Source organism: Pseudomonas sp. MF6747, assembly GCF_963890955.1.
Lineage (GTDB): Bacteria > Pseudomonadota > Gammaproteobacteria > Pseudomonadales > Pseudomonadaceae > Aquipseudomonas.
On sequence record NZ_CAWPSZ010000051.1, the window covers coordinates 109066 to 128663 of the forward strand.

Sequence of the window (19598 nt, forward strand, 5' to 3'; positions counted from 1 at the left end):
CGCGAAAGCGGTGTATCAGTAACAACCAGACTGACTGCCCCACCGCCATCGCAGGCAAGCCAGCCCCCACACTGGTTTGTGCCTGGCCTGAATTCTACGCACGCCGCAGTTCAAAGGTGGGAGCGGGCTTGCCCGCGATAGCGGTGTATCAGTAACAACCAGGCTGACTGCCCCACCGCCATCGCAGGCAAGCCAGCTCCCACACTGGTTTTGTGCCTGGCCTGAATCCTGCGACCGCCGCAGTTCAAAGGTGGGAGCGGGCTTGCCCGCGATGGCGCTCGGTCAGGCGATGATGTATTGAATGAACCACCGCATTCGCGAGCAAGCCCGCTCCCACATTTGGCTCGCGTACATTCAGGCGCATCGCATTGCCCACCCCATCAGGAGTTTCATCAACATGGCCGTTAACTGCACCACCCTCGAAGAAGTCCGCGCAAACATCGACCGCCTCGACCAACACATCGTCACCCTGCTGGCCGAGCGCGGTCATTACGTCTCCCAGGCGGCACGCTTCAAAAAAGACGCCGACGGCGTCAAGGCGCCGCAACGGGTTGAACAGGTGATTGCCAAGGTGCGGGGTTTGTCCGAGGCGGTGGGCGCCAACCCTGAGGTCACTGAGCAGGTGTATCGCGCGATGATTGCGGCGTTTATCCAGCAGGAATTGGCCGAGCATGCCGAGCTGACGTCCAACCAGACGACATAACCCCCGCTGTGGCGAGCGGGCTTGCCCCACGTTGGCCTGCGCAGCAGCCCCAAGCAGTCTGTCGGGGAGTATCAGATACTCCGCGTTCCTGTTTATCAGGGCGGCTGCGCAGCCCGACGCAGGGCAAGCCTGCTCGCCACATAGGCCGGATCAGCACCTGTGGCGGTGTCAGGCGTTGGGTGGCGGGTGTTATCGCTTGGGTCGGGTCGTCCACAACGGCTTTGCCCCTCTCGCACAGCTAATGCGCGGCCCAGGCATATTGTTCGCCGCGTCGTGATGGGCCTTTAACCCAACACCTTTCTCACCTCTCTTTCACACCTGCCCGACAAATCCCTGACTAGACTCACCCTATAAGCCGTGAAACGGTCAGGGAGTACGCCATGTGGCGGTCTGCGGTAATGCTGTGCGCAGTAGTGTGGTTGTCAGGTTGCCAATCAACCCACCAGGATTTGCTGGCCAAAGGTTATCCACCGGCCTTTGCCGATGGATTTGATGACGGTTGCAGCAGCGGTCGCCAGGCCGCCGGTGTGATCAGCGGGGAGTTTCGCAAGAACGTGCCGCGGTATCTCAAAGACCGCCAGTACGCCGAAGGCTGGGAAGACGGCTTTCGACAGTGCAAGGCCATGCGCGAGAACGAAGAGTTGCGCGACTACAAGGACAACCACTGGGATGACCGTGAACGGGACTGGCAGCAGGAAAAAGACCGCGACGCCGCCAAAGCTTATCGCCCGCAGTAGGTCGCTTTCAGACATCCATCGAAACTAAAGCGCGGCGACCATGGCCCAAACTCCATAGAGGGAGAATGTCATGAGCCGAGCTTTTGTTAATGAAGACAACGCCGCCGCCCAGGCCGACCAACCGGTAGAGCGCCAGGTCAGTGAGCAACCCAACCACCTCACCGCGCAAGGGTTGGCGCAATTGCAGGCCAAGGTCGCGCAGTTGCAGCACGAATACAGCCTTGAATCTGCCAAGGACGATAAACAGCGTCAGGCGGATCTTGAGCGGGACCTGCGCTACTTCAATCAGCGGGTGCAAAGCGCCCAAGTGGTGGCGCCGGCGACTTCCACCGAAAAGGTGCAGATCGGCAGTTGGGTCACCTTCGCCAACGAACAGGACGAGCAGCAGCGCATTCAGTTGGTAGGTGAAGACCAGGCCGACGCCGCCGCCAACCTGATCAACTGGGGTTCGCCGCTGGGCCGCGCATTACTGGGCGCCGAGGTCGGCGACGAGGTGCTGTGGAAGCGCCCCGTCGGTGATCAGGTGATCGAAGTGCTGCGCGTCGAGCCACAGGTTTAGACGATGCCTTGGGCCAGCATCGCGTCCGCGACTTTTACGAAGCCTGCGATATTTGCGCCTTTCACGTAGTTGACCCGGCCGTTTTCTTCGCCGTAGTGCACGCAGGCGTGGTGGATCGACTGCATGATGTTGTGCAACTTGCTGTCGACTTCGCCTGCGGTCCACAGCAGGCGCATGGCGTTCTGCGACATTTCCAGGCCGCTGACGGCCACACCGCCGGCGTTGGAGGCTTTGCCCGGGGCAAACAGAATGCCGGCTTCGATAAAGATATCCACAGCCGCAAGCGTGGTTGGCATGTTGGCGCCTTCTGCGACGCACAGGCAGCCGTTGCGCAATAGGGTGCGCGCGGCATCGGCGTCGAGTTCGTTTTGGGTCGCGCATGGCAGGGCAATATCGCAGGCCAGTTCCCAGGGCGTTTTACCGGCGCGAAATTCCAGGTCGTAACGGGAAGCCAATTCGCTGATGCGCCCGCGCTGCACGTTTTTCAGCTCCAGCAGGGCCGACCATTGCTCCTCGGTCAACCCGCTTTCGGCGTACAGGGTGCCTTCGGAGTCGGACAAGGAAATCACTTTGCCACCCAGGTCCATGACCTTGCGCGCCGCGTACTGCGCGACGTTGCCGGAACCGGAGATCGCCACGCGCTTGCCTTCAACCCGCTGGCCGTTGCGCTTGAGCATTGCTTCAGCGAAGTACACGCAGCCGAAACCGGTGGCTTCGGGGCGGATCAGGCTGCCGCCGTACGTCATGCCCTTGCCGGTCAGCACCGAAGTGAACTGGTTGCTCAGGCGCTTGTATTGACCGAACAGGAAGCCGATTTCGCGCGCGCCCACGCCGATATCGCCGGCCGGCACGTCCACGTCGGCGCCGATGTGGCGGTACAACTCGCTCATGAACGCCTGGCAGAAGCGCATCACTTCGGCGTCGCTCTTGCCCTTGGGGTCGAAGTCCGCGCCGCCTTTGCCGCCGCCCATGGGCAGCGAGGTCAGGGAGTTCTTGAACGTCTGCTCGAAGGCGAGGAATTTCAGTACGCCCAGGTTCACCGAGGGGTGAAAGCGCAAGCCACCTTTGTAGGGGCCGATGGCGCTGTTCATCTGAATGCGAAAGCCGCGATTGACCTGGACCTTGCCGTGATCATCCACCCACGACACCCGGAAGGTAATCGCGCGTTCCGGCTCGCAGATGCGCTCCAGAATGCCCGAGGTCAGGTAATGGGGGTTGGCTTCGAGAAACGGCCACAAGCTGCGCAGGACTTCTTCCACGGCCTGGTGAAATTCCGGCTGGTCAGGGTCGCGTTTCTTGAGGTGGGCGAGGAAGGATTCAACGGATTCGATCATGAAGAAGTCTCGGCAAATTGATTGTTTTTAAAGGAGATTGAGCCGGACCTTAGCAACTCAAGTTGCACCTGAAAAGCGCAAAATGTCGCCTTTGTGAATTTAAATGGTGCATTGGATATAAATAAATGGGCTTTTTTTGCACCATGAGAGGGATTTCAACCTGACGCATGCACCAGCCGTTAAACCACCTTCGCGAGCAAGCCCGCTCCCACATTTGATCGATTTCCAACTATGGAATGCGCTCGAATGTGGGAGCGGGCTTGCTCGCGAATGAATCCACCTCGGTCTCTTTGAAAAAACGCGCAAAAAAAACGGAGCCCGAAGGCTCCGTTTGTTCCAACCAGCCCAAATCAGGCCAGTTTTTTGTGACGCACACGGTGCGGCTGGGCAGCCGCATCGCCCAAGCGCTTTTTACGGTCCGCTTCGTACTCGGTGTAGTTACCTTCGAAGAACACCGCTTGGGAGTCGTCTTCGTACGCCAGGATGTGAGTCGCGACGCGGTCAAGGAACCAGCGATCGTGAGAGATCACAATGGCGGCGCCCGGGAAGTCCAGCAGGGCTTCTTCCAGGGAACGCAGGGTTTCAACGTCGAGATCGTTGGACGGTTCGTCGAGCAGCAACACGTTGCCGCCTTCTTTCAAGGTCAGGGCCAGGTGCAAGCGGCCGCGCTCACCACCGGACAGGTCCTTGACGAACTTCTGCTGGTCGCCGCCCTTGAAGTTGAAACGGCCGACGTAGGTGCGCGACGGGATTTCATAGTTGCCGATGCGGATCTGGTCGGAACCGTCGGAGATTTGCTGGAAAACAGTCTTGCTGCCATCCAGGTCTTCGCGGCTCTGGTCGACGCAGGCCAGTTGCACGGTTTCACCGACTTCGATGGTGCCCGAATCCGGCGTTTCCTTGCCCATCAGCATGCGGAACAGAGTGGATTTACCCGCACCGTTACCGCCGATTACGCCGACGATCGCGCCTTTTGGCATGGAGAACGACAGGTTGTCGATCAGCACGCGGTCGCCATAGCCTTTGGTGACGTTCTTGAACTCGATGACCTTGTCACCCAGGCGCGGGCCGGCCGGGATGTAGATTTCGTTGGTTTCGCTGCGCTTCTGGAATTCCTGCGACTGCATTTCTTCAAAGCGTTGCAGACGAGCCTTGGATTTGGACTGGCGGGCCTTGGCGCCTTTGCGCACCCACTCCAGCTCTTCCTTCATGGCTTTTTCGTGGGCCGATTGCTGCTTGGATTCGGCGGCCAGACGGTCGGACTTGGCTTCCAGCCAACCGGAGTAGTTGCCCTCGTAAGGAATACCGGCGCCACGGTCGAGTTCCAGAATCCAGCCGGCGACGTTGTCCAGGAAGTACCGGTCGTGCGTGATCGCAACCACGGTGCCCGGGAAATCGTGAAGGAAGTGTTCCAGCCAGGCGACGGAATCGGCGTCCAAGTGGTTGGTCGGTTCGTCGAGCAGCAGCATGTCGGGGGCCGACAGCAGCAGGCGGCACAGGGCCACGCGACGCTTTTCACCACCAGAGAGGAATTCGACCTTGGCGTCCCACGCCGGCAGGCGCAGCGCATCGGCGGCGACTTCCAGCTGGCGCTCCAGGTTGTGACCGTCGCCGGCCTGCAGGATGGCTTCGAGCTTGGCCTGTTCGGCGGCCAGTTTGTCGAAGTCGGCGTCTTCTTCGGCGTAGGCGGCGTAGACCTCGTCCAGGCGCGCCTGGGCGTTCTTGATCACGGCCACGGCCTCTTCGACCACTTCACGCACGGTCTTGGTCGGGTCCAGGATCGGCTCTTGCGGCAGGTAGCCGATGTTCAGCTCGGGCATCGGGCGGGCTTCGCCTTCGAACTCGGTGTCGACGCCGGCCATGATTTTCAGCAGCGTGGACTTACCCGAACCGTTGAGGCCGAGCACGCCGATCTTGGCGCCTGGGAAGAAGGACAGTGAAATGTTTTTCAGGATTTCCCGCTTCGGCGGAACAACTTTTCCCAGCCGATGCATGGTGAAGACGTATTGAGCCATGGTGAACCTAGCGTCAGTGACTGATGAATTGAGCGGGCGAAGCCCGTGCAGGCCATGCGCCGCGCGGGCCGTTGACGGTGGTCAATGCCTTCGTGCGCAAAAAGCCTGAATGTCTGGGGCTGGAACGCCCCCGCGTAACCGGCAAAGCTACCTGAATGCGCTTGGTCAGTCCAGCCAGGCAGGGCTGGCACTTTGCCACAAGTCAAGGCATGCTAGCCGCCCTCCGGGCGTCCGGCTTATAGTGCACGTCGCGCGCCAGTCCAGCCAAACCGCAGGATCACAGCTTGTCCAAAGTCACGCCGCCCACTCCCCTGCGCGCCGCTCATATAGCGCCGGGAGCGCCCCTGCACGGCACCCTCAAAGGCGCATTGGCGACGCTTGTCCTGCTGCTGCTCGCGTTATTGTTCTGGCAACTGCTGGACCAACTGCAGCAAAACCAGAAGAACCAACAGCAATACACCATCGACTACAGCGCCGACCTGGCTGAACAGATCAGCTTGAACATGGCCCTGAGCGCCAAAATCGCCCTGAATTTGCTGCCGATGGTCGAGCCGCCGCGCAATGACGAACAGCAACAGACGCTGATGCGCACCTTGCAAAGTTCGCTGCCGGAACTGCGCAGTGTCGCCCTGCTCGCCCCCAGCGGCGCGATGATCAGCGACAGCGCCAAAGACAGCCAGGACAGTGCCTGGCTTGAAGAGCTGGTACAGCGCAGTCACTCGCAACCTTATTACCTGAGCAACAACCCGGACGGCACGATCATTTACCTGCTGCTGCACCAGCCCAGCGGCGGCTCGAGAATGTATTGGGCGCTGCGCCTGGCGCCCAACTACCTGAGCAACCTGACCCGCCAGGACGGCCAGGGCCAGCGCCCGATGTGGGCCATCGAGAACCGCCTCAACTACCGCGTGGTTAGCCGTGACAGCGGCATGCCGGCGCAGTGGGCCTCCGCGCTGACGCCGGACGAATTGAACAAAAGCGTACTGGTCACGCCCCTGAGCAAAAGTGACTGGCAGTTGCGCGGGCTGTTCGACCGCAGCGCCGTGCTGGAGCAACTGCTGCCGGCCTTCATCGGCAAATGCCTGCTGGGCCTCGCCTTTTCGCTGATCCCGGTGATCGTGCTGCTGAACATGCGTCGTCGCCAGCGCCAGGTGCATGAAGGCCGGCGCCGCTATCAGGATATTTTCGAAGGCACCGGCGTGGCGCTTTGCGTGCTCGACCTGTCGGGGTTGAAGACGTTTTTCGACAAAACCAACCTGCACACCCGTGAGCAATTACAGGCCTGGCTGCACACCCACGTCGAAGAACGCCAACAACTGCTCAAGGAGTTACGCGTCACCGAGGTCAACCAGGTGGCTGTGCGCCTGTTGAACGTCAGTTCTTGCGAGCAAGCCTGGGAGCGTCTGATCGATGACTGCCCGCGCAACGCCACGGCCATCGGTTATCAGGTTCTGGAAGCCGTACTGACCCAGCAAAAACAGCTGGAGCTGGAAATTCAGCTCAACGACGTTGCCGGCAACGACCAGTACCTGTGGCTGGTGATGCGCCTGCCGGAGCAGCAGGACGACTTCAAGGCGGTCATCCTCAGTATCAGTGACATCACCAGCCGCAAGCTGATCGAGCTGTCGCTGGTGGAGCGTGAGAGTTTCTGGTCAGACGTGGTGCGCACCGTGCCGGATCACCTGTATGTGCAGGACGTGATCAGCCAGCGGATGATTTTCAGCAACCACCACTTGGGCCACACGCTCGGCTATAACAGAGCCGAACTGCAGCAAATGGGCGAGTACTTCTGGGAAATCCTGCTGCACCCCGACGATGCGGAGTATTACCACGACCTGCGTCAGCAACAACGTGAAGTCGGCTACACCACGCAGCTGCATTGCCAACTGCGCTTTCGGCACCGCAACAACCAATGGCGCCGCTTCGATATCCGCGAGCAAGCCCTGGCCCGCGACAAGACGGCGGTGGTCACGCGGATTATCGGCGTGGCCAAAGACATTACCGATCAGATAGAAGCCAGCGAGTCCCTGCGCGACAGCGAGCAGCGCTACCGCATGCTGGCCGAAAGCATCAGCGACGTGATCTGCTCCACCGACAGCCAGCTTGCGCTCAATTACGTCAGCCCGTCGGTCAATGCCGTGCTGGGTTATGACGTGGATTGGGTGTTCAAGAATGGCTGGCAGTCGATCATCGCCAACCCGCAACAACTGTCCGGCATTTATAGCCTGGTGGAGCAGGTCAGCCGCTCGCTGGGCGACACTGCGGCGCTGAACAAGCTGCGCGATGACGTGCAAACCCAGCTGTTCCTGTTCGACTGCCTGCGCGCCGATGGCCGCAAGGTGCCGATAGAGCTGCGCCTGGTGCTGGTGTGGGACGAGCACGGCGCGTTTGAGGGCATCCTCGGCGTGGGCCGCGATATCAGCCAGCAACGGCGCGCCGAAAAAGACCTGCGCATGGCGGCCACGGTATTCGAACACTCCACCTCAGCGATTCTGATCACCGACCCGGCCGGTTATATCGTGCAGGCCAACGAGGCCTTCAGCCGGGTCAGCGGGTATGCCGTCGCGGATGTGCTCGACCAGTTGCCGAACATGCTCACCGTTGACGAACAACAGGAAGCCCACCTGCGTTATGTGCTCAAGCAACTGCACCAGCACAGCACCTGGGAAGGCGAAGTGTGGCTCAAGCGCCGCAACGGCGAGCATTACCCGGCGTGGGTCGGCATTACCGCCGTGTTCGATGATGAAGGCGACCTGGCCAGCTACGTGTGCTTCTTCAGTGACATCAGTGAGCGCAAGGCCAGCGAACAGCGCATCCACCGCCTGGCGTATTACGACGCCCTGACCCACCTGCCCAACCGCACGCTGTTCCAGGACCGCCTGCACACTGCCCTGCAGGCAGCGGAACGGCAGAAGTCGTGGGTGGTGCTGATGTTCCTCGACCTCGACCGTTTCAAGCCGATCAACGACTCCCTGGGCCACGCCGCCGGCGACCGCATGCTCAAGGAAATGGCCACGCGCCTGCTGGGCTGCGTGGCCGAAGACGACACCGTGGCGCGTATGGGCGGCGACGAGTTCACCTTGCTCCTGCAACCACGGGTGAGCCGTGACATGGCGCTGAACCGCGCGATTCACGTGGCCGAGCAGATCCTGGCCAGCCTGGTAAGGCCGTTTGTGCTTGAAGGCCGCGAGTTCTTTGTGACCGCCAGTATCGGTATCGCCTTGAGCCCGCAGGACGGCAACGAGCTGAGCCAGTTGATGAAGAACGCCGACACCGCGATGTACCACGCCAAGGAACGCGGCAAAAACAACTTCCAGTTCTACCAGGCGGACATGAACGCCAGCGCCCTGGAGCGCCTGGAGCTGGAAAGCGACCTGCGCCACGCGCTGGATCAGAACGAATTCGTGCTGTATTACCAACCGCAGTTCAGTGGCGATGGCAAACGCCTGACCGGCGCCGAAGCCCTGCTGCGCTGGCGCCACCCACGCCGCGGGCTGGTGCCGCCGGGTGATTTCATTCCGGTGCTGGAGGAGTTGGGACTGGTGGTGGACGTGGGCGACTGGGTGCTCAGCGAGGCCTGTCGCCAGCTCAAGACCTGGCACCAGAACAAGGTGCGGGTGCCGAAGGTCTCGGTGAACATCTCGGCGCGGCAGTTCTCCGATGGCCAACTGGGCGAGCGCATCGCCACCATTCTCAGGGACACCGGCCTGCCGCCGGCATGCCTGGAGCTGGAGCTGACCGAAAGCATCCTGATGCGCGAAGTCAACGAAGCCATGCAGATCCTCGCCAGCCTGAAAAACCTCGGGCTGAGCATCGCGGTGGACGACTTTGGCACGGGTTATTCGTCGCTCAACTACCTCAAGCAATTCCCCATCGACGTGCTGAAGATCGACCGCACCTTTGTCGACGGCCTGCCCTCCGGCGAGCAAGACGCGCAAATCGCCCGCGCCATTATCGCCATGGCCCACAGCCTGAACCTGGCGGTGATCGCCGAGGGTGTGGAAACCCATGAGCAGCTGGACTTCCTGCGCGAACATGGCTGCGATGAAGTGCAGGGGTATCTGTTTGGGCGGCCGATGCCGGCGAATCGGTTTGAAGCGCAGTTCAGTAATGATGCGCTGTTCATGTTCGACTGAAACCTTGCAGTGCGGCTGATGGCCTCATCGCGGGCAAGCCCGCTCCCACATTTTGATCTGTGAACCCATTCAAGTGTGGGAGGGGGCTTGCCCCCGATAGGGCCAGCACAGTCACCGCTTATCCCCAGATGAGCCCCACTTGTCCGCGACATGATGTCCTTTCATATGCCATCTAAAACCCATTGGGTTAGAATGCCCTCCTTTTCTGCCCCCGATCCTTGAGGACCGCCATGTTCAGCCGTGATTTGACTATTGCCAAGTACGACGCCGATCTCTTTGCCGCCATGGAGCAAGAAGCCGTGCGCCAGGAAGAGCACATTGAGCTGATCGCTTCGGAAAACTACACCAGCCCTGCGGTCATGGAGGCTCAAGGTTCGGTTCTGACCAACAAGTACGCTGAAGGCTACCCTGGCAAGCGCTACTACGGTGGTTGCGAGTACGTCGACGTGGTTGAGCAGCTGGCCATTGACCGTGCCAAGGAACTGTTCGGCGCCGATTACGCCAACGTCCAGCCACACGCCGGCTCCCAAGCCAACAGCGCCGTGTACCTGGCCCTGCTGCAAGGCGGCGACACCATCCTGGGCATGAGCCTGGCCCACGGCGGTCACCTGACCCACGGCGCCAGCGTTTCTTCCTCCGGCAAGCTGTACAACGCCGTTCAGTACGGTATCGATGCCAACGGCCTGATCGACTACGACGAAGTCGAGCGTCTGGCGGTCGAGCACAAGCCTAAAATGATCGTGGCCGGTTTCTCTGCCTACTCGCAGATCCTGGACTTCCCACGTTTCCGCGAAATCGCTGACAAGGTCGGCGCTTACCTGTTCGTTGACATGGCTCACGTAGCCGGTCTGGTCGCCGCTGGCGTCTACCCGAACCCGGTGCCTTACGCTGACGTGGTCACCACCACTACGCACAAAACCCTGCGCGGCCCACGTGGCGGCCTGATCCTGGCGCGCGCCAACGCCGAGATCGAGAAGAAGCTGAACTCCGCCGTATTCCCAGGCGCCCAAGGTGGCCCGCTGGAGCACGTAATCGCCGCCAAAGCGATCTGCTTCAAAGAAGCCCTGCAGCCTGAGTTCAAGACTTACCAGCAACAAGTGGTCAAGAACGCCAAGGCCATGGCCGGTGTGTTCATCGAACGCGGCTACGACGTGGTCTCCGGCGGTACTGAAAACCACCTGTTCCTGCTGTCGCTGATCAAGCAGGACATTTCCGGTAAAGATGCTGACGCTGCCCTGGGCAAAGCCTTCATCACCGTGAACAAAAACTCCGTGCCGAACGACCCACGTTCGCCGTTCGTCACCTCCGGCCTGCGCTTCGGCACCCCGGCTGTGACCACTCGTGGCTTTAAAGAAGCAGAGTGCAAGGAACTGGCCGGCTGGATCTGCGACATCCTGGCTGACCTGAACAACGAAGCCGTGATCGACGCGGTGCGTGAGAAGGTCAAGGCCATCTGCAAAAAGCTGCCGGTGTACGGCGCTTGATTGCAGTTGCTTGAATAAAAAGCCCGGCTCTTGAGCCGGGCTTTTTTATGGGCGATCTCAAAGTGAAATACGGTTCACTGTGGGAGCTGGCTTGCCTGCGATGGCGGTTTGTCAGCTGATACAGCTGTGACTGATACACCGCCATCGCAGGCAAGCCAGCTCCCACACAGGGCTGCATTTCAAGTCAGGATTGTTGGTAGACCTTCGCAAATCCTTCGCGGATTTTGTCTTCCGGCAACTCATCGGCAATAAACACAATCACACTTTCGCGCGCCTCGCCCTCGGCCCATTCGGTGTCCCAATCGAACCCGTAAAGCTTGAGCACGCCTTGAAACACCATGCGCCGGTCTTCGCCGGCAATATTCAGCACGCCCTTGTAGCGCAGCAGTTGCTTGCCGTGGTCTTCCAGCAGCTCGTTCATGAACTCGCTGAGACGGTCGATATCCAGCGGCTGGTCGGTGCGCAGCACCAGGCTGGAAATGCGGTCGATGGCCGGCGCCGCGCTGACCGGGCGCAAGCTCATGCCGGCGTTGAGGTTGAAGCCGCGCACATCAAGCAATTCGGCCAGGTCGATGGCGCCATGATCCACCACGCGGATCGGCGCGCGGCGGTTGATGCGGGTCAGGCGCTGGCTGAGGCCGTCGAAGGTGGCCTCGTCCACCAGGTCGCGCTTGCTCACCAGCAAGCGGTCGGCAAAACCGATCTGGGCCTGGGCGATGGTCTGGGTCAGGTGGTGTTCGGCGTGGGCCGCGTCCACCAGGGTGATGATGCCGTCGAGAAGGTAGCGCTCGCGCAGTTCTTCGTCGATGAAAAAGGTCTGGGCCACTGGCGCCGGGTCGGCCAGGCCGGTGCACTCGATCACCAGGCGGTCGAAGGCAATCTCGCCGCTGTCCAGGCGCTCGAGCAGCAGGTACAGGGCTTTGGTCAGGTCAGTGTGGATGGTGCAGCACACGCAACCGTTGGACAGGGTCATGACTTGCACCGGTTCTGTGCCCAGCAGCTGGGTGTCGATACCGGCGTCACTGAATTCGTTTTCGATCACGGCGATTTTCAATCCGTGCTCGGCCTTGAGCAGGTGGCGCAGCAAGGTGGTTTTGCCGGCGCCGAGGAAGCCGCTGAGGATGGTGACAGGGATGGGAGAGGACAAAACTATTCTCCTGTTTAATGAAATAACTGAAGGAACACAAAACAAATGTGGGAGCTGGCTTGCCTGCGATGCAGACAACTCGGTCTTTCAGTCAGACCGAGGTGTGCCATCGCAGGCAAGCCAGCTCCCACATAAAGCCCTGCCCCCACAAGGGGACTCGCTAACCCGACAGGCGGGCTAGCAGCACTTGGGCCCACTCTTGCCACCGTAACGGGCTTCCTGGCGCTCCCGGAAGAACGCCTTGTAGTCCATCACCGGTTTGTCCGGGTGTTTGGTTTGCATATGCTCGACGTAGGTGTCGTAGTCGGGCATGCCGACCATCAGGCGCGCGGCCTGACCGAGGTATTTACCGAGGCGACTGATGTCATTGAACATGGTTGCAATCCTCGATTACGCGTCCGGAACCGCCTGGAACGGGGCTTCTTTATCCGTACGTTCTTTGTTGCCCCAGGCGGCGACGCCAACCTTGAGCGCATAGAACAGGATGCTGAACACCACGAACAGGAACAGCGCCGTGAGCGTTGCGTTGGTGTAGGCGTTCCAGATCACGTGTTGCATCTGGTCGATGTTCTTGGCTGGCGCCAGGATCTGGCCGCCCGCCAGGGCATCGCTGTACTTCTTGGCCAGCGACAGGAAGCCGATCGCAGGGTTCGCGTCGAACAGTTTGATGAAGCCCGCCGTGGTGGTGCAGATCAGCAGCCAGACCGCCGGCAGCATGGTCACCCAGATGTAGCGCTGGCGTTTCATTTTGATCAGCACGACCGTGGCGAGCATCAGTGCGATCCCGGCCAGCATCTGGTTGGAAATACCGAACAGCGGCCACAAGGTGTTGATGCCGCCCAGTGGGTCGATCACGCCTTGGTACAGCAGGTAACCCCACATTGCCACGCAACCTGCGGTTGCGATCAGGTTGGCAGTCCAGGATTCGGTACGCTTGAGCGACGGCACGAAGGAGCCGAGCAAGTCCTGGAGCATGAAGCGACCGGCACGGGTACCGGCGTCAACCGCCGTCAGGATGAACAGCGCTTCGAACAGGATCGCAAAGTGGTACCAGAACGCCATGGTGTTTTCACCCGGCAACACACTGTGCAGGATCTGCGCGATACCCACCGCGAGGGTCGGTGCACCGCCGGCACGTGCCAGGATGGTGGTTTCGCCGATGTCATGGGCCACTGCTTGCAGCGCTTCCGGCGTAATCGCAAAACCCCAGCTGCTGACGGTTTGTGCCACGGCCATCACATCACCACCGACCACGGCGGCGGGGCTGTTCATGGCGAAGTACACGCCAGGTTCGATCACCGACGCGGCAACCATTGCCATGATGGCCACGAACGATTCCATCAGCATCGCGCCGTAGCCGATGTAACGGGCGTTGACTTCGTTGTCCAGCAACTTGGGCGTGGTGCCCGAGGAAATCAGCGCGTGGAAACCCGAGACCGCGCCACAGGCGATGGTGATGAACAGGAACGGGAACAGGCCGCCCTTCCACACCGGGCCGGTGCCGTCGATGAACTGGGTCAGCGCTGGCATTTTCAGCTCTGGCATGGTGACCAGAATGCCAATCGCCAGGGCAATGATGGTGCCGATTTTGAGGAAGGTGGAGAGGTAGTCACGCGGCGCCAGGATCAGCCAAACCGGCAGTACTGCGGCAACGAAGCCGTAGCCGATCAGCATCCAGGTGATTTGGATCCCGGTGAAGGAGAAGGCCTTGGCCCATACCGGGTCAGCGGCAATCTGCCCGCCCAGCCAGATCGAACCGAGCAGCAACAGCACGCCGATCACCGAGATTTCACCAATGCGGCCCGGGCGGATGTAGCGCATGTACACGCCCATGAACATCGCAATCGGGATGGTCGCCATTACGGTGAAGATGCCCCATGGGCTTTCGGCCAGGGCTTTGACCACGATCAGCGCCAGCACCGCGAGGATGATGATCATGATCAGGAAGCAACCGAACAACGCGATGGTCCCCGGGATGCGGCCCATCTCTTCGCGAACCATGTCGCCAAGTGAACGGCCATTGCGACGGGTGGACAGGAACAGGACCATGAAGTCTTGCACTGCACCGGCCAGCACCACGCCTGCAATCAGCCACAGGGTGCCGGGCAGGTAGCCCATCTGCGCCGCCAGTACTGGGCCGACCAGCGGGCCTGCACCGGCAATCGCCGCAAAGTGGTGGCCAAAAAGGATGTGTTTGTTGGTCGGCACATAGTCCAGACCGTCATTGTTGAGCACTGCGGGGGTGGCCCGCCGTGGATCGAGTTGCATCACGTTGTTAGCGATGAACAGACTGTAGTAACGGTACGCAACCAGGTAGATGGCCACAGCAGCGACCACAATCCACAAGGCGTTGATCGCCTCGCCGCGGCGCAAGGCCACTACGCCCAGGGCGCACGCTCCTACGATTGCCAGCACCAGCCAGGGTAGGTGGCGTAGCAGGCTATTATTATTTTTCATTTTTATATTCCAGCCAGGGTGGACAGAAAGGACAGCCAGTCCGAGTTTAGCGCTGTTGGCTTTAAAGGCCACCCCCCTACATTGGTCTAGAGCCTTGCACGGGCAAAAAAAGCACAAATAAAAGCTCGATGATGGCGCAGGGCTACAATCCTTCTATCCACAGAGGATTTGACATGAACGAACAGTCGTCTGATCGACGCCGTTTTCGGCGTATCGCCTTCGATGCACGAACGACCATTGCGCAGAACGGCTGGAATTGGCCGGTGCAACTGGTGGACTTGTCGCTCAAAGGTTTGCTGGTGCAGCGCCCGGATGACTGGCAGGGCAATCGCACGGAGTCGTTCGACGTGGATATCCGCCTTGACCCGCAGGCGCATATAAAGATGCAGGTGAAGCTGGCCCATGACGATCACGGGCAATTGGGGTTTGTGTGCGAGCACATCGACCTGGACGCCATTTACGCCGGCTGATCGAACTGAACCTCGGCGATCAGGAAGAACTTGAGCGCGAACTTGGCGCACTGCTGCAGGTGTGACACGTCAGGGAAACGCCGTACGCGCAGGGAACTCGTTTTCTGCGTCCCAGTAGCCCGCCTTCTGACTCGACGTGGCCTGCCATTGCCCGTCGACAAAACGGTAGGTTTCAAACCGGGTGGCAAAATCATCATCGCCGTCACCGTCCATGAATGACGAGACTTGCAACAACTCATCCGCGCCACCTTCGGCGGGCGTTGCGATCTGCCACGCGGCTTTGCCGGTCTGGGCCAGGGTCAATGGCTCGACCTTAGCGTCGGCGCTTTTGTAATTCAGCGGCGTGAGTTGCTGCCGGCTCGGCAGCAGCAGCTGTGTCGCGGGGCCGCTGTAGCTGCCCATCGGCGCGGTTTGATCGATGGTCAAAAAATACACAGGTTCCGGCAGCCCTTTGATGGGGGCCTTCTCCACCTGGGCCAAGGGGTAGCCGAGTTCTTCGCTTGCCAGCACTTCTCCGGACGCCGACAGCAAGCGCAGTCGGGCGTTAAGCAGCGGGTGCTCAACCAGATCACCGGGCTCGTCAAACGAGTCCTCATCCAGGCCATTGCCCCAGCTGTCTTTGTGCAACTGGGCGCTGATGCGCTGGTCTTCCAGTACCTGCAACACGCTGGCGTCTTGCGTTGCCAACGTTTGCGCCGATCGGTAACCGACCGGCAGCTTGGCCGGCTCGGCCAAAGCGCCCATCGGCAACCCAACCAAAGCCATGAACAGGGCAACGGCTGCCCAGCGATTCGAGTTGTGCATTGCACTCATCCCTGACTGATCCATGAATTATTCGAACAGTGCATCCAGCGCCTGCTCCAGGCGGGTTACACCGATCACCTTCAACCCTGCCGGCATTTCCTTGGGCGCGTTGCCCTTGGGCACAATCGCGCGCTTGAAGCCGTGCTTGGCCGCCTCCTTCAGACGCTCCTGGCCGCTCGGCACCGGGCGCACTTCGCCCGACAGGCCAACCTCACCAAACACCAGCAGATCGTGGGGCAACGGTTTATTGCGCAGGCTGGACATCACCGCCGCCATCAACGCCAGGTCGGAGGCGGTTTCCAGCACCTTCACCCCACCGACCACGTTGAGAAACACATCCTGGTCGTGGGTGGGAATGCCGCCGTGACGGTGCAACACCGCCAGCAGCATTGCCAGGCGATTCTGGTCCAGGCCAAGGGTCACGCGGCGCGGGTTGGCCAAATGGCTGTCATCCACCAGTGCCTGCACTTCCACCAGCATCGGGCGAGTGCCTTCCCACGTCGCCATCACCACGCTGCCTGGGACTTCTTCCTGAGCGCGTGTGAGAAAAATCGCCGAGGGGTTGGAGACTTCTTTAAGCCCACGGTCGGTCATGGCAAACACGCCCAGTTCGTTCACCGCGCCGAAGCGATTCTTCACCGCCCGCAGCAACCGCAAACGGCCATCGGATTCACCCTCGAAATACAACACGGTGTCGACCATGTGCTCCAGTACCCGCGGGCCGGCCAGCGCACCTTCTTTGGTTACATGGCCGACCAGGAAGATCGCCGTGCCGCTCTGCTTGGCATAACGCACCAGCAGCGCCGCGCTCTCGCGCACTTGGGAGACGCCGCCCGGCGCCGATTGCAGCTGTTCGGTAAAAATCGTCTGGATCGAGTCGATCACCATGACCTTGGGCTTTTCGATGCGCGCCGTGGCGATGATGCTTTCGATGCAGGTTTCGGTCATTACCCGCAGTTGGTCCTGGGGCAAGCCCAGGCGGCGGGCGCGCATCGCCACCTGCTGCTGGGATTCTTCGCCGGTGACGTACAGCGCCGGCATGCGGCTGGCGATGCTGCACAGGGTTTGCAGCAGGATGGTCGATTTGCCGATGCCCGGGTCGCCGCCGATCAGCACCACCGAGCCGTCCACCAGGCCGCCGCCGAGCACGCGGTCGAGCTCACCGGACGCGGTGGAGAAACGCGGGATTTCTTCGACGCTGACTTCCGCCAGGGTCTTGATCTGCGCCTGTTGCCCGGTCCAGCCGGCACGGCCGGTGGGCGCTGCGGCGCCGCCGCTTTCAATCATGGTTTCCGTCAGGGTGTTCCACGCGCCGCACTCGGTGCATTGGCCGGCCCACTTGGGAAAGGTCGCGCCGCACTCTGTGCAGCCGTACATGCGCTTGGCCTTTGCCATTTGAGAACCTCCAACCGAAAAACCGCGATGATAGCTCAGCGCGGCGCCGGGGTCCGGATTTCACCACTGGCCAATCGTGAAGCGCTGTTGCCGATCGGGTCTTCAGCGTTGAGGTCGGCGCCTTTGGCTTTCAACTCATCCAACAACTCGACGCGCTTGAACAACCCGGCATACATGGCCGCGGTCTGCCCGGCGCCGTTGCGTTGGTCGGGGTTGCAGTCAGTGGCCAGCAGACGCTGGGCGATTTTCAGCTCGCCTTTGAAAATTGCGCCCATCAGGGCGGTGTTGCCGCGTTTGTCTTGCACGCAGGCGTCGGCGCCGGCGCTGAGCAGGCGCTCCACGAAAGGGCCCTGGCCGTGATAGGCGGCAAGGATCAGCGCGGTGTAGCCCTTGTCGTCCTGGGTGTTGAGGCCGTAGCCGGACTCGATGAAGGTGTTGAGCATGTCGATATCGCCACGGCGGGCGGCGTCGAAATAGTAGTCCTGCAGCTGTGCCTTGAGCGCGACCGGGTCAGGCGACTCGGCATGGGCGACAAAGGCCAGCATCGCCATCAGTAAACCAATCGAAATACGCATGGGGGTGTTCTCCTGCCAGGGGTCGACGCCCGTGCAAGGGCGCCGACCGGAACCAACGTCAGTCAGTGAGTTTTTCTGCCAGCGCTTTCACGCGAGCCAAATCACCCTTGGCGACCTTGGTCACGCCGGTGCCGTACTCCGGGTCGGCCTTGTAGAGGAACGACAGGATGATGTGCTTGCTCTCGTCATCCGTGGTGGCCAGCGAGCCGCCAAAGTTGTCGATCAAGTCCTGACGCTCTTTCTTGTTGTACGAGCGGTACAAATCACCGGCCTGCTTGAAGTTCTGCTCACGCTGGATCTTCGCCTGCTGGGTGCTGCCCGACAGCGCCGACTGGCTGTAGCGCGCGGCTTGCGGCTCTTCGCGCGGCAGCAGGCGGCTTGGCTGGTAGTTCACGCCGGTAGTGGTTTTGCCTGCATTCATCGCGCCGTCCTGGTTACCGTTGTTAACGGTTACCCGTGGGGCGTTGATCGGCAGTTGCAGGGCGTTCGGCCCCAGGCGGTACATTTGCGTGTCGGCGTAGGAGAACACCCGGCCTTGCAGCAGGCGGTCTTCAGAGGGCTCGATACCTGGCACCAGGTTGGCCGGCGCCATGGCCACTTGTTCGGTCTCCTGGAAGACATTCGCCGGGTTACGGTTCAGCACCATCTGCCCGACTTTACGCTCCGGTACGTTCGGCCAGATTTTGGTGGCGTCCAGCGGGTCGAAGTCGAACTTGGCCAGGTCCTCAGGCTTGAGCACTTGCACGTACAGGTCCCACTTGGGGAAGTCACCCTTGTTGATGTGGTTCACCAAGTCATGGGTCATGTGGCTGTAGTCACGCCCTTGCACTTCGGTGACTTGCTTGGGGTCAAGGTTGTTGATGCCCTGCAGGCTCTTCCAGTGGAACTTGACGTAGTGCACTTCGCCCTTGGCGTTAATCAACTTGTAGGCATGTACGCCGTTGCCGTCCATTTCCCGATAACTGGCCGGGGTGCCGGCGTCGGAGTACAACTCGGTGAGTGTACGAGTGGACTCTGGAACATGGGAGAAGAAGTCGAAACGGCGGGAGTCGTCGTCCAGGTTAGTGCGCGGGTCGGGTTTGAACGCATGAACCATGTCCGGAAACTTGATGGCGTCGCGAATAAAGAAAGTCGGGAAGTTATTGCCGACCAAGTCCCAGTTACCTTCGGCGGTATAGAACTTGGTGGCAAAGCCGCGTGGATCGCGCAGGGTTTCCGGAGAGTGGTTGCCGTGCACCACGGCCGAGAAGCGCACGAACACGGGCGTGGCCTCGCCTGCGGCGAACACTTTGGCCTTGGTCAGGTCGCTGAGGTCGTCAGTGACGGTGAAGGTGCCGTGGGCGCCGGTGCCACGGGCATGCACCACGCGCTCCGGAATGCGCTCACGGTCAAAGCGTTGCAGTTTTTGAATCAGTTGCACGTCTTGCAACAGCACCGGGCCATTGGCGCCGGCCGTTTGCGAGTTCTGGTTGTCGCCCACCGCCGCGCCGTTATCGCGGGTCAGGTTGGCAGCGTGTACGGAGAGTGAAAGCAGGGTGGCGCTCGCCAGTATCAGCGCGTGTCGCGCGATAACCGGGCGGCGCTTGATTGGATTCTTCATCGAGGTTTCCTCTGGTTTTTCTAGTGCACATTCAGTTGTGCTTGCCAGAGGCTAGTGACCCGCGACGCAGAAGATAAATAGAAAAACCCCACCGGGACGATTAAGAAAATACGGTGGTAAGCCACTGAAATAGCGAGTATTTCGCGCGCGATTGGTGGCACTTTGCAAACTATTTGCGTTTT

14 protein-coding genes and 1 pseudogene are annotated in these 19598 nt (G+C 60.7%); 6 read left to right on the top strand and 9 right to left on the bottom strand.

Going from position 1 to position 19598, the window contains the following annotated elements; translation table 11 throughout:
- Positions 1–397 precede the first annotated feature (397 nt).
- From AACW30_RS27560 to AACW30_RS27570, 3 genes are all read left to right on the top strand, one after another.
- Entirely contained in the window at positions 398–703 is a 306-nt protein-coding gene (locus AACW30_RS27560) for a chorismate mutase (RefSeq protein WP_200623903.1), read from the top strand.
- A 380-nt stretch (positions 704–1083) separates the two neighbouring features.
- Positions 1084–1440 (top strand): hypothetical protein, encoded by a 357-nt coding sequence (locus AACW30_RS27565; protein WP_106579283.1) that lies wholly within the window; start codon positions 1084–1086, stop codon positions 1438–1440.
- A 70-nt stretch (positions 1441–1510) separates the two neighbouring features.
- Positions 1511–1999 carry a GreA/GreB family elongation factor gene (locus AACW30_RS27570; RefSeq protein WP_124418500.1) on the top strand — a complete coding sequence of 163 codons (489 nt, stop codon included), beginning with the start codon at positions 1511–1513 and terminating at the stop codon, positions 1997–1999.
- Here the strand turns inward: AACW30_RS27570 and gdhA are convergent.
- Both gdhA and ettA read right to left on the bottom strand, forming a co-directional pair.
- Positions 1996–3333 (bottom strand): NADP-specific glutamate dehydrogenase, encoded by a 1338-nt coding sequence (gene gdhA / locus AACW30_RS27575; protein ID WP_200623904.1) that lies wholly within the window; start codon positions 3331–3333, stop codon positions 1996–1998. The two genes, AACW30_RS27570 and gdhA, sit on opposite strands and share 4 nt — an antisense overlap.
- A gap of 350 nt (positions 3334–3683) precedes the next feature.
- The gene (ettA, locus tag AACW30_RS27580; protein WP_106579286.1) at positions 3684–5348 is read right to left on the bottom strand and encodes an energy-dependent translational throttle protein EttA; all 1665 of its coding nucleotides are present in this window, start codon (positions 5346–5348) and stop codon (positions 3684–3686) included.
- 284 nt (positions 5349–5632) lie between these two features.
- On the opposite strand from ettA, the gene AACW30_RS27585 reads away from it, so the two are divergent.
- A complete protein-coding gene (locus AACW30_RS27585; protein WP_200623905.1) occupies positions 5633–9484 on the top strand; it encodes a sensor domain-containing protein in 3852 nt (1283 codons plus the stop codon).
- 230 nt (positions 9485–9714) lie between these two features.
- Entirely contained in the window at positions 9715–10968 is a 1254-nt protein-coding gene (gene glyA / locus AACW30_RS27590; RefSeq protein ID WP_119740983.1) for a serine hydroxymethyltransferase, read from the top strand.
- A 184-nt stretch (positions 10969–11152) separates the two neighbouring features.
- Here the strand turns inward: glyA and yjiA are convergent, their stop codons facing one another.
- The 3 genes from yjiA to AACW30_RS27605 all read right to left on the bottom strand — a co-directional run bounded on the left by yjiA (position 11153) and on the right by AACW30_RS27605 (position 14572).
- A complete protein-coding gene (yjiA, locus tag AACW30_RS27595; protein WP_200623906.1) occupies positions 11153–12115 on the bottom strand; it encodes a GTPase in 963 nt (320 codons plus the stop codon).
- Between the two features lie 177 nt (positions 12116–12292).
- Positions 12293–12490: a YbdD/YjiX family protein gene (locus tag AACW30_RS27600; RefSeq protein WP_200623907.1), complete on the bottom strand. Its 198-nt coding sequence runs from the start codon at positions 12488–12490 to the stop codon at positions 12293–12295.
- 15 nt (positions 12491–12505) lie between these two features.
- Complete coding sequence (locus tag AACW30_RS27605) at positions 12506–14572, bottom strand: carbon starvation CstA family protein (protein ID WP_106579291.1); 2067 nt, start codon at positions 14570–14572, stop codon at positions 12506–12508.
- Positions 14573–14745: 173 nt separating this feature from the next.
- Here AACW30_RS27605 and AACW30_RS27610 point away from each other — a divergent pair.
- A pseudogene (locus AACW30_RS27610) lies at positions 14746–15107 on the top strand (PilZ domain-containing protein).
- Positions 15108–15111: 4 nt separating this feature from the next.
- Here the strand turns inward: AACW30_RS27610 and AACW30_RS27615 are convergent.
- The 4 genes from AACW30_RS27615 to katB are packed head-to-tail and all read right to left on the bottom strand — an operon-like array spanning position 15112 to position 19416.
- Positions 15112–15846: a hypothetical protein gene (locus AACW30_RS27615; RefSeq protein WP_178125294.1), complete on the bottom strand. Its 735-nt coding sequence runs from the start codon at positions 15844–15846 to the stop codon at positions 15112–15114.
- 27 nt (positions 15847–15873) lie between these two features.
- Entirely contained in the window at positions 15874–17241 is a 1368-nt protein-coding gene (radA, locus tag AACW30_RS27620) for a DNA repair protein RadA (protein ID WP_017139308.1), read from the bottom strand.
- A 35-nt stretch (positions 17242–17276) separates the two neighbouring features.
- Entirely contained in the window at positions 17277–17816 is a 540-nt protein-coding gene (locus AACW30_RS27625) for an ankyrin repeat domain-containing protein (protein ID WP_106579293.1), read from the bottom strand.
- Positions 17817–17874: 58 nt separating this feature from the next.
- The gene (gene katB, locus AACW30_RS27630; RefSeq protein ID WP_200623908.1) at positions 17875–19416 is read right to left on the bottom strand and encodes a catalase KatB; all 1542 of its coding nucleotides are present in this window, start codon (positions 19414–19416) and stop codon (positions 17875–17877) included.
- Positions 19417–19598 lie beyond the last annotated feature (182 nt).

Excerpts from the sequence above, each read along its gene's own strand:
- AACW30_RS27560 (WP_200623903.1), top strand. The coding sequence starts at position 398 with ATGGCCGTTAACTGCACCACCCTCGAAGAAGTCCGCGCAAACATCGAC.
- AACW30_RS27565 (WP_106579283.1), top strand. The coding sequence starts at position 1,084 with ATGTGGCGGTCTGCGGTAATGCTGTGCGCAGTAGTGTGGTTGTCAGGT.
- AACW30_RS27570 (WP_124418500.1), top strand. The coding sequence starts at position 1,511 with ATGAGCCGAGCTTTTGTTAATGAAGACAACGCCGCCGCCCAGGCCGAC.
- gdhA (WP_200623904.1), bottom strand. The coding sequence starts at position 3,333 with ATGATCGAATCCGTTGAATCCTTCCTCGCCCACCTCAAGAAACGCGAC.
- ettA (WP_106579286.1), bottom strand. The coding sequence starts at position 5,348 with ATGGCTCAATACGTCTTCACCATGCATCGGCTGGGAAAAGTTGTTCCG.
- glyA (WP_119740983.1), top strand. The coding sequence starts at position 9,715 with ATGTTCAGCCGTGATTTGACTATTGCCAAGTACGACGCCGATCTCTTT.
- AACW30_RS27600 (WP_200623907.1), bottom strand. The coding sequence starts at position 12,490 with ATGTTCAATGACATCAGTCGCCTCGGTAAATACCTCGGTCAGGCCGCG.
- AACW30_RS27605 (WP_106579291.1), bottom strand. The coding sequence starts at position 14,572 with ATGAAAAATAATAATAGCCTGCTACGCCACCTACCCTGGCTGGTGCTG.
- AACW30_RS27615 (WP_178125294.1), bottom strand. The coding sequence starts at position 15,846 with ATGCACAACTCGAATCGCTGGGCAGCCGTTGCCCTGTTCATGGCTTTG.
- radA (WP_017139308.1), bottom strand. The coding sequence starts at position 17,241 with ATGGCAAAGGCCAAGCGCATGTACGGCTGCACAGAGTGCGGCGCGACC.
- AACW30_RS27625 (WP_106579293.1), bottom strand. The coding sequence starts at position 17,816 with ATGCGTATTTCGATTGGTTTACTGATGGCGATGCTGGCCTTTGTCGCC.
- katB (WP_200623908.1), bottom strand. The coding sequence starts at position 19,416 with ATGAAGAATCCAATCAAGCGCCGCCCGGTTATCGCGCGACACGCGCTG.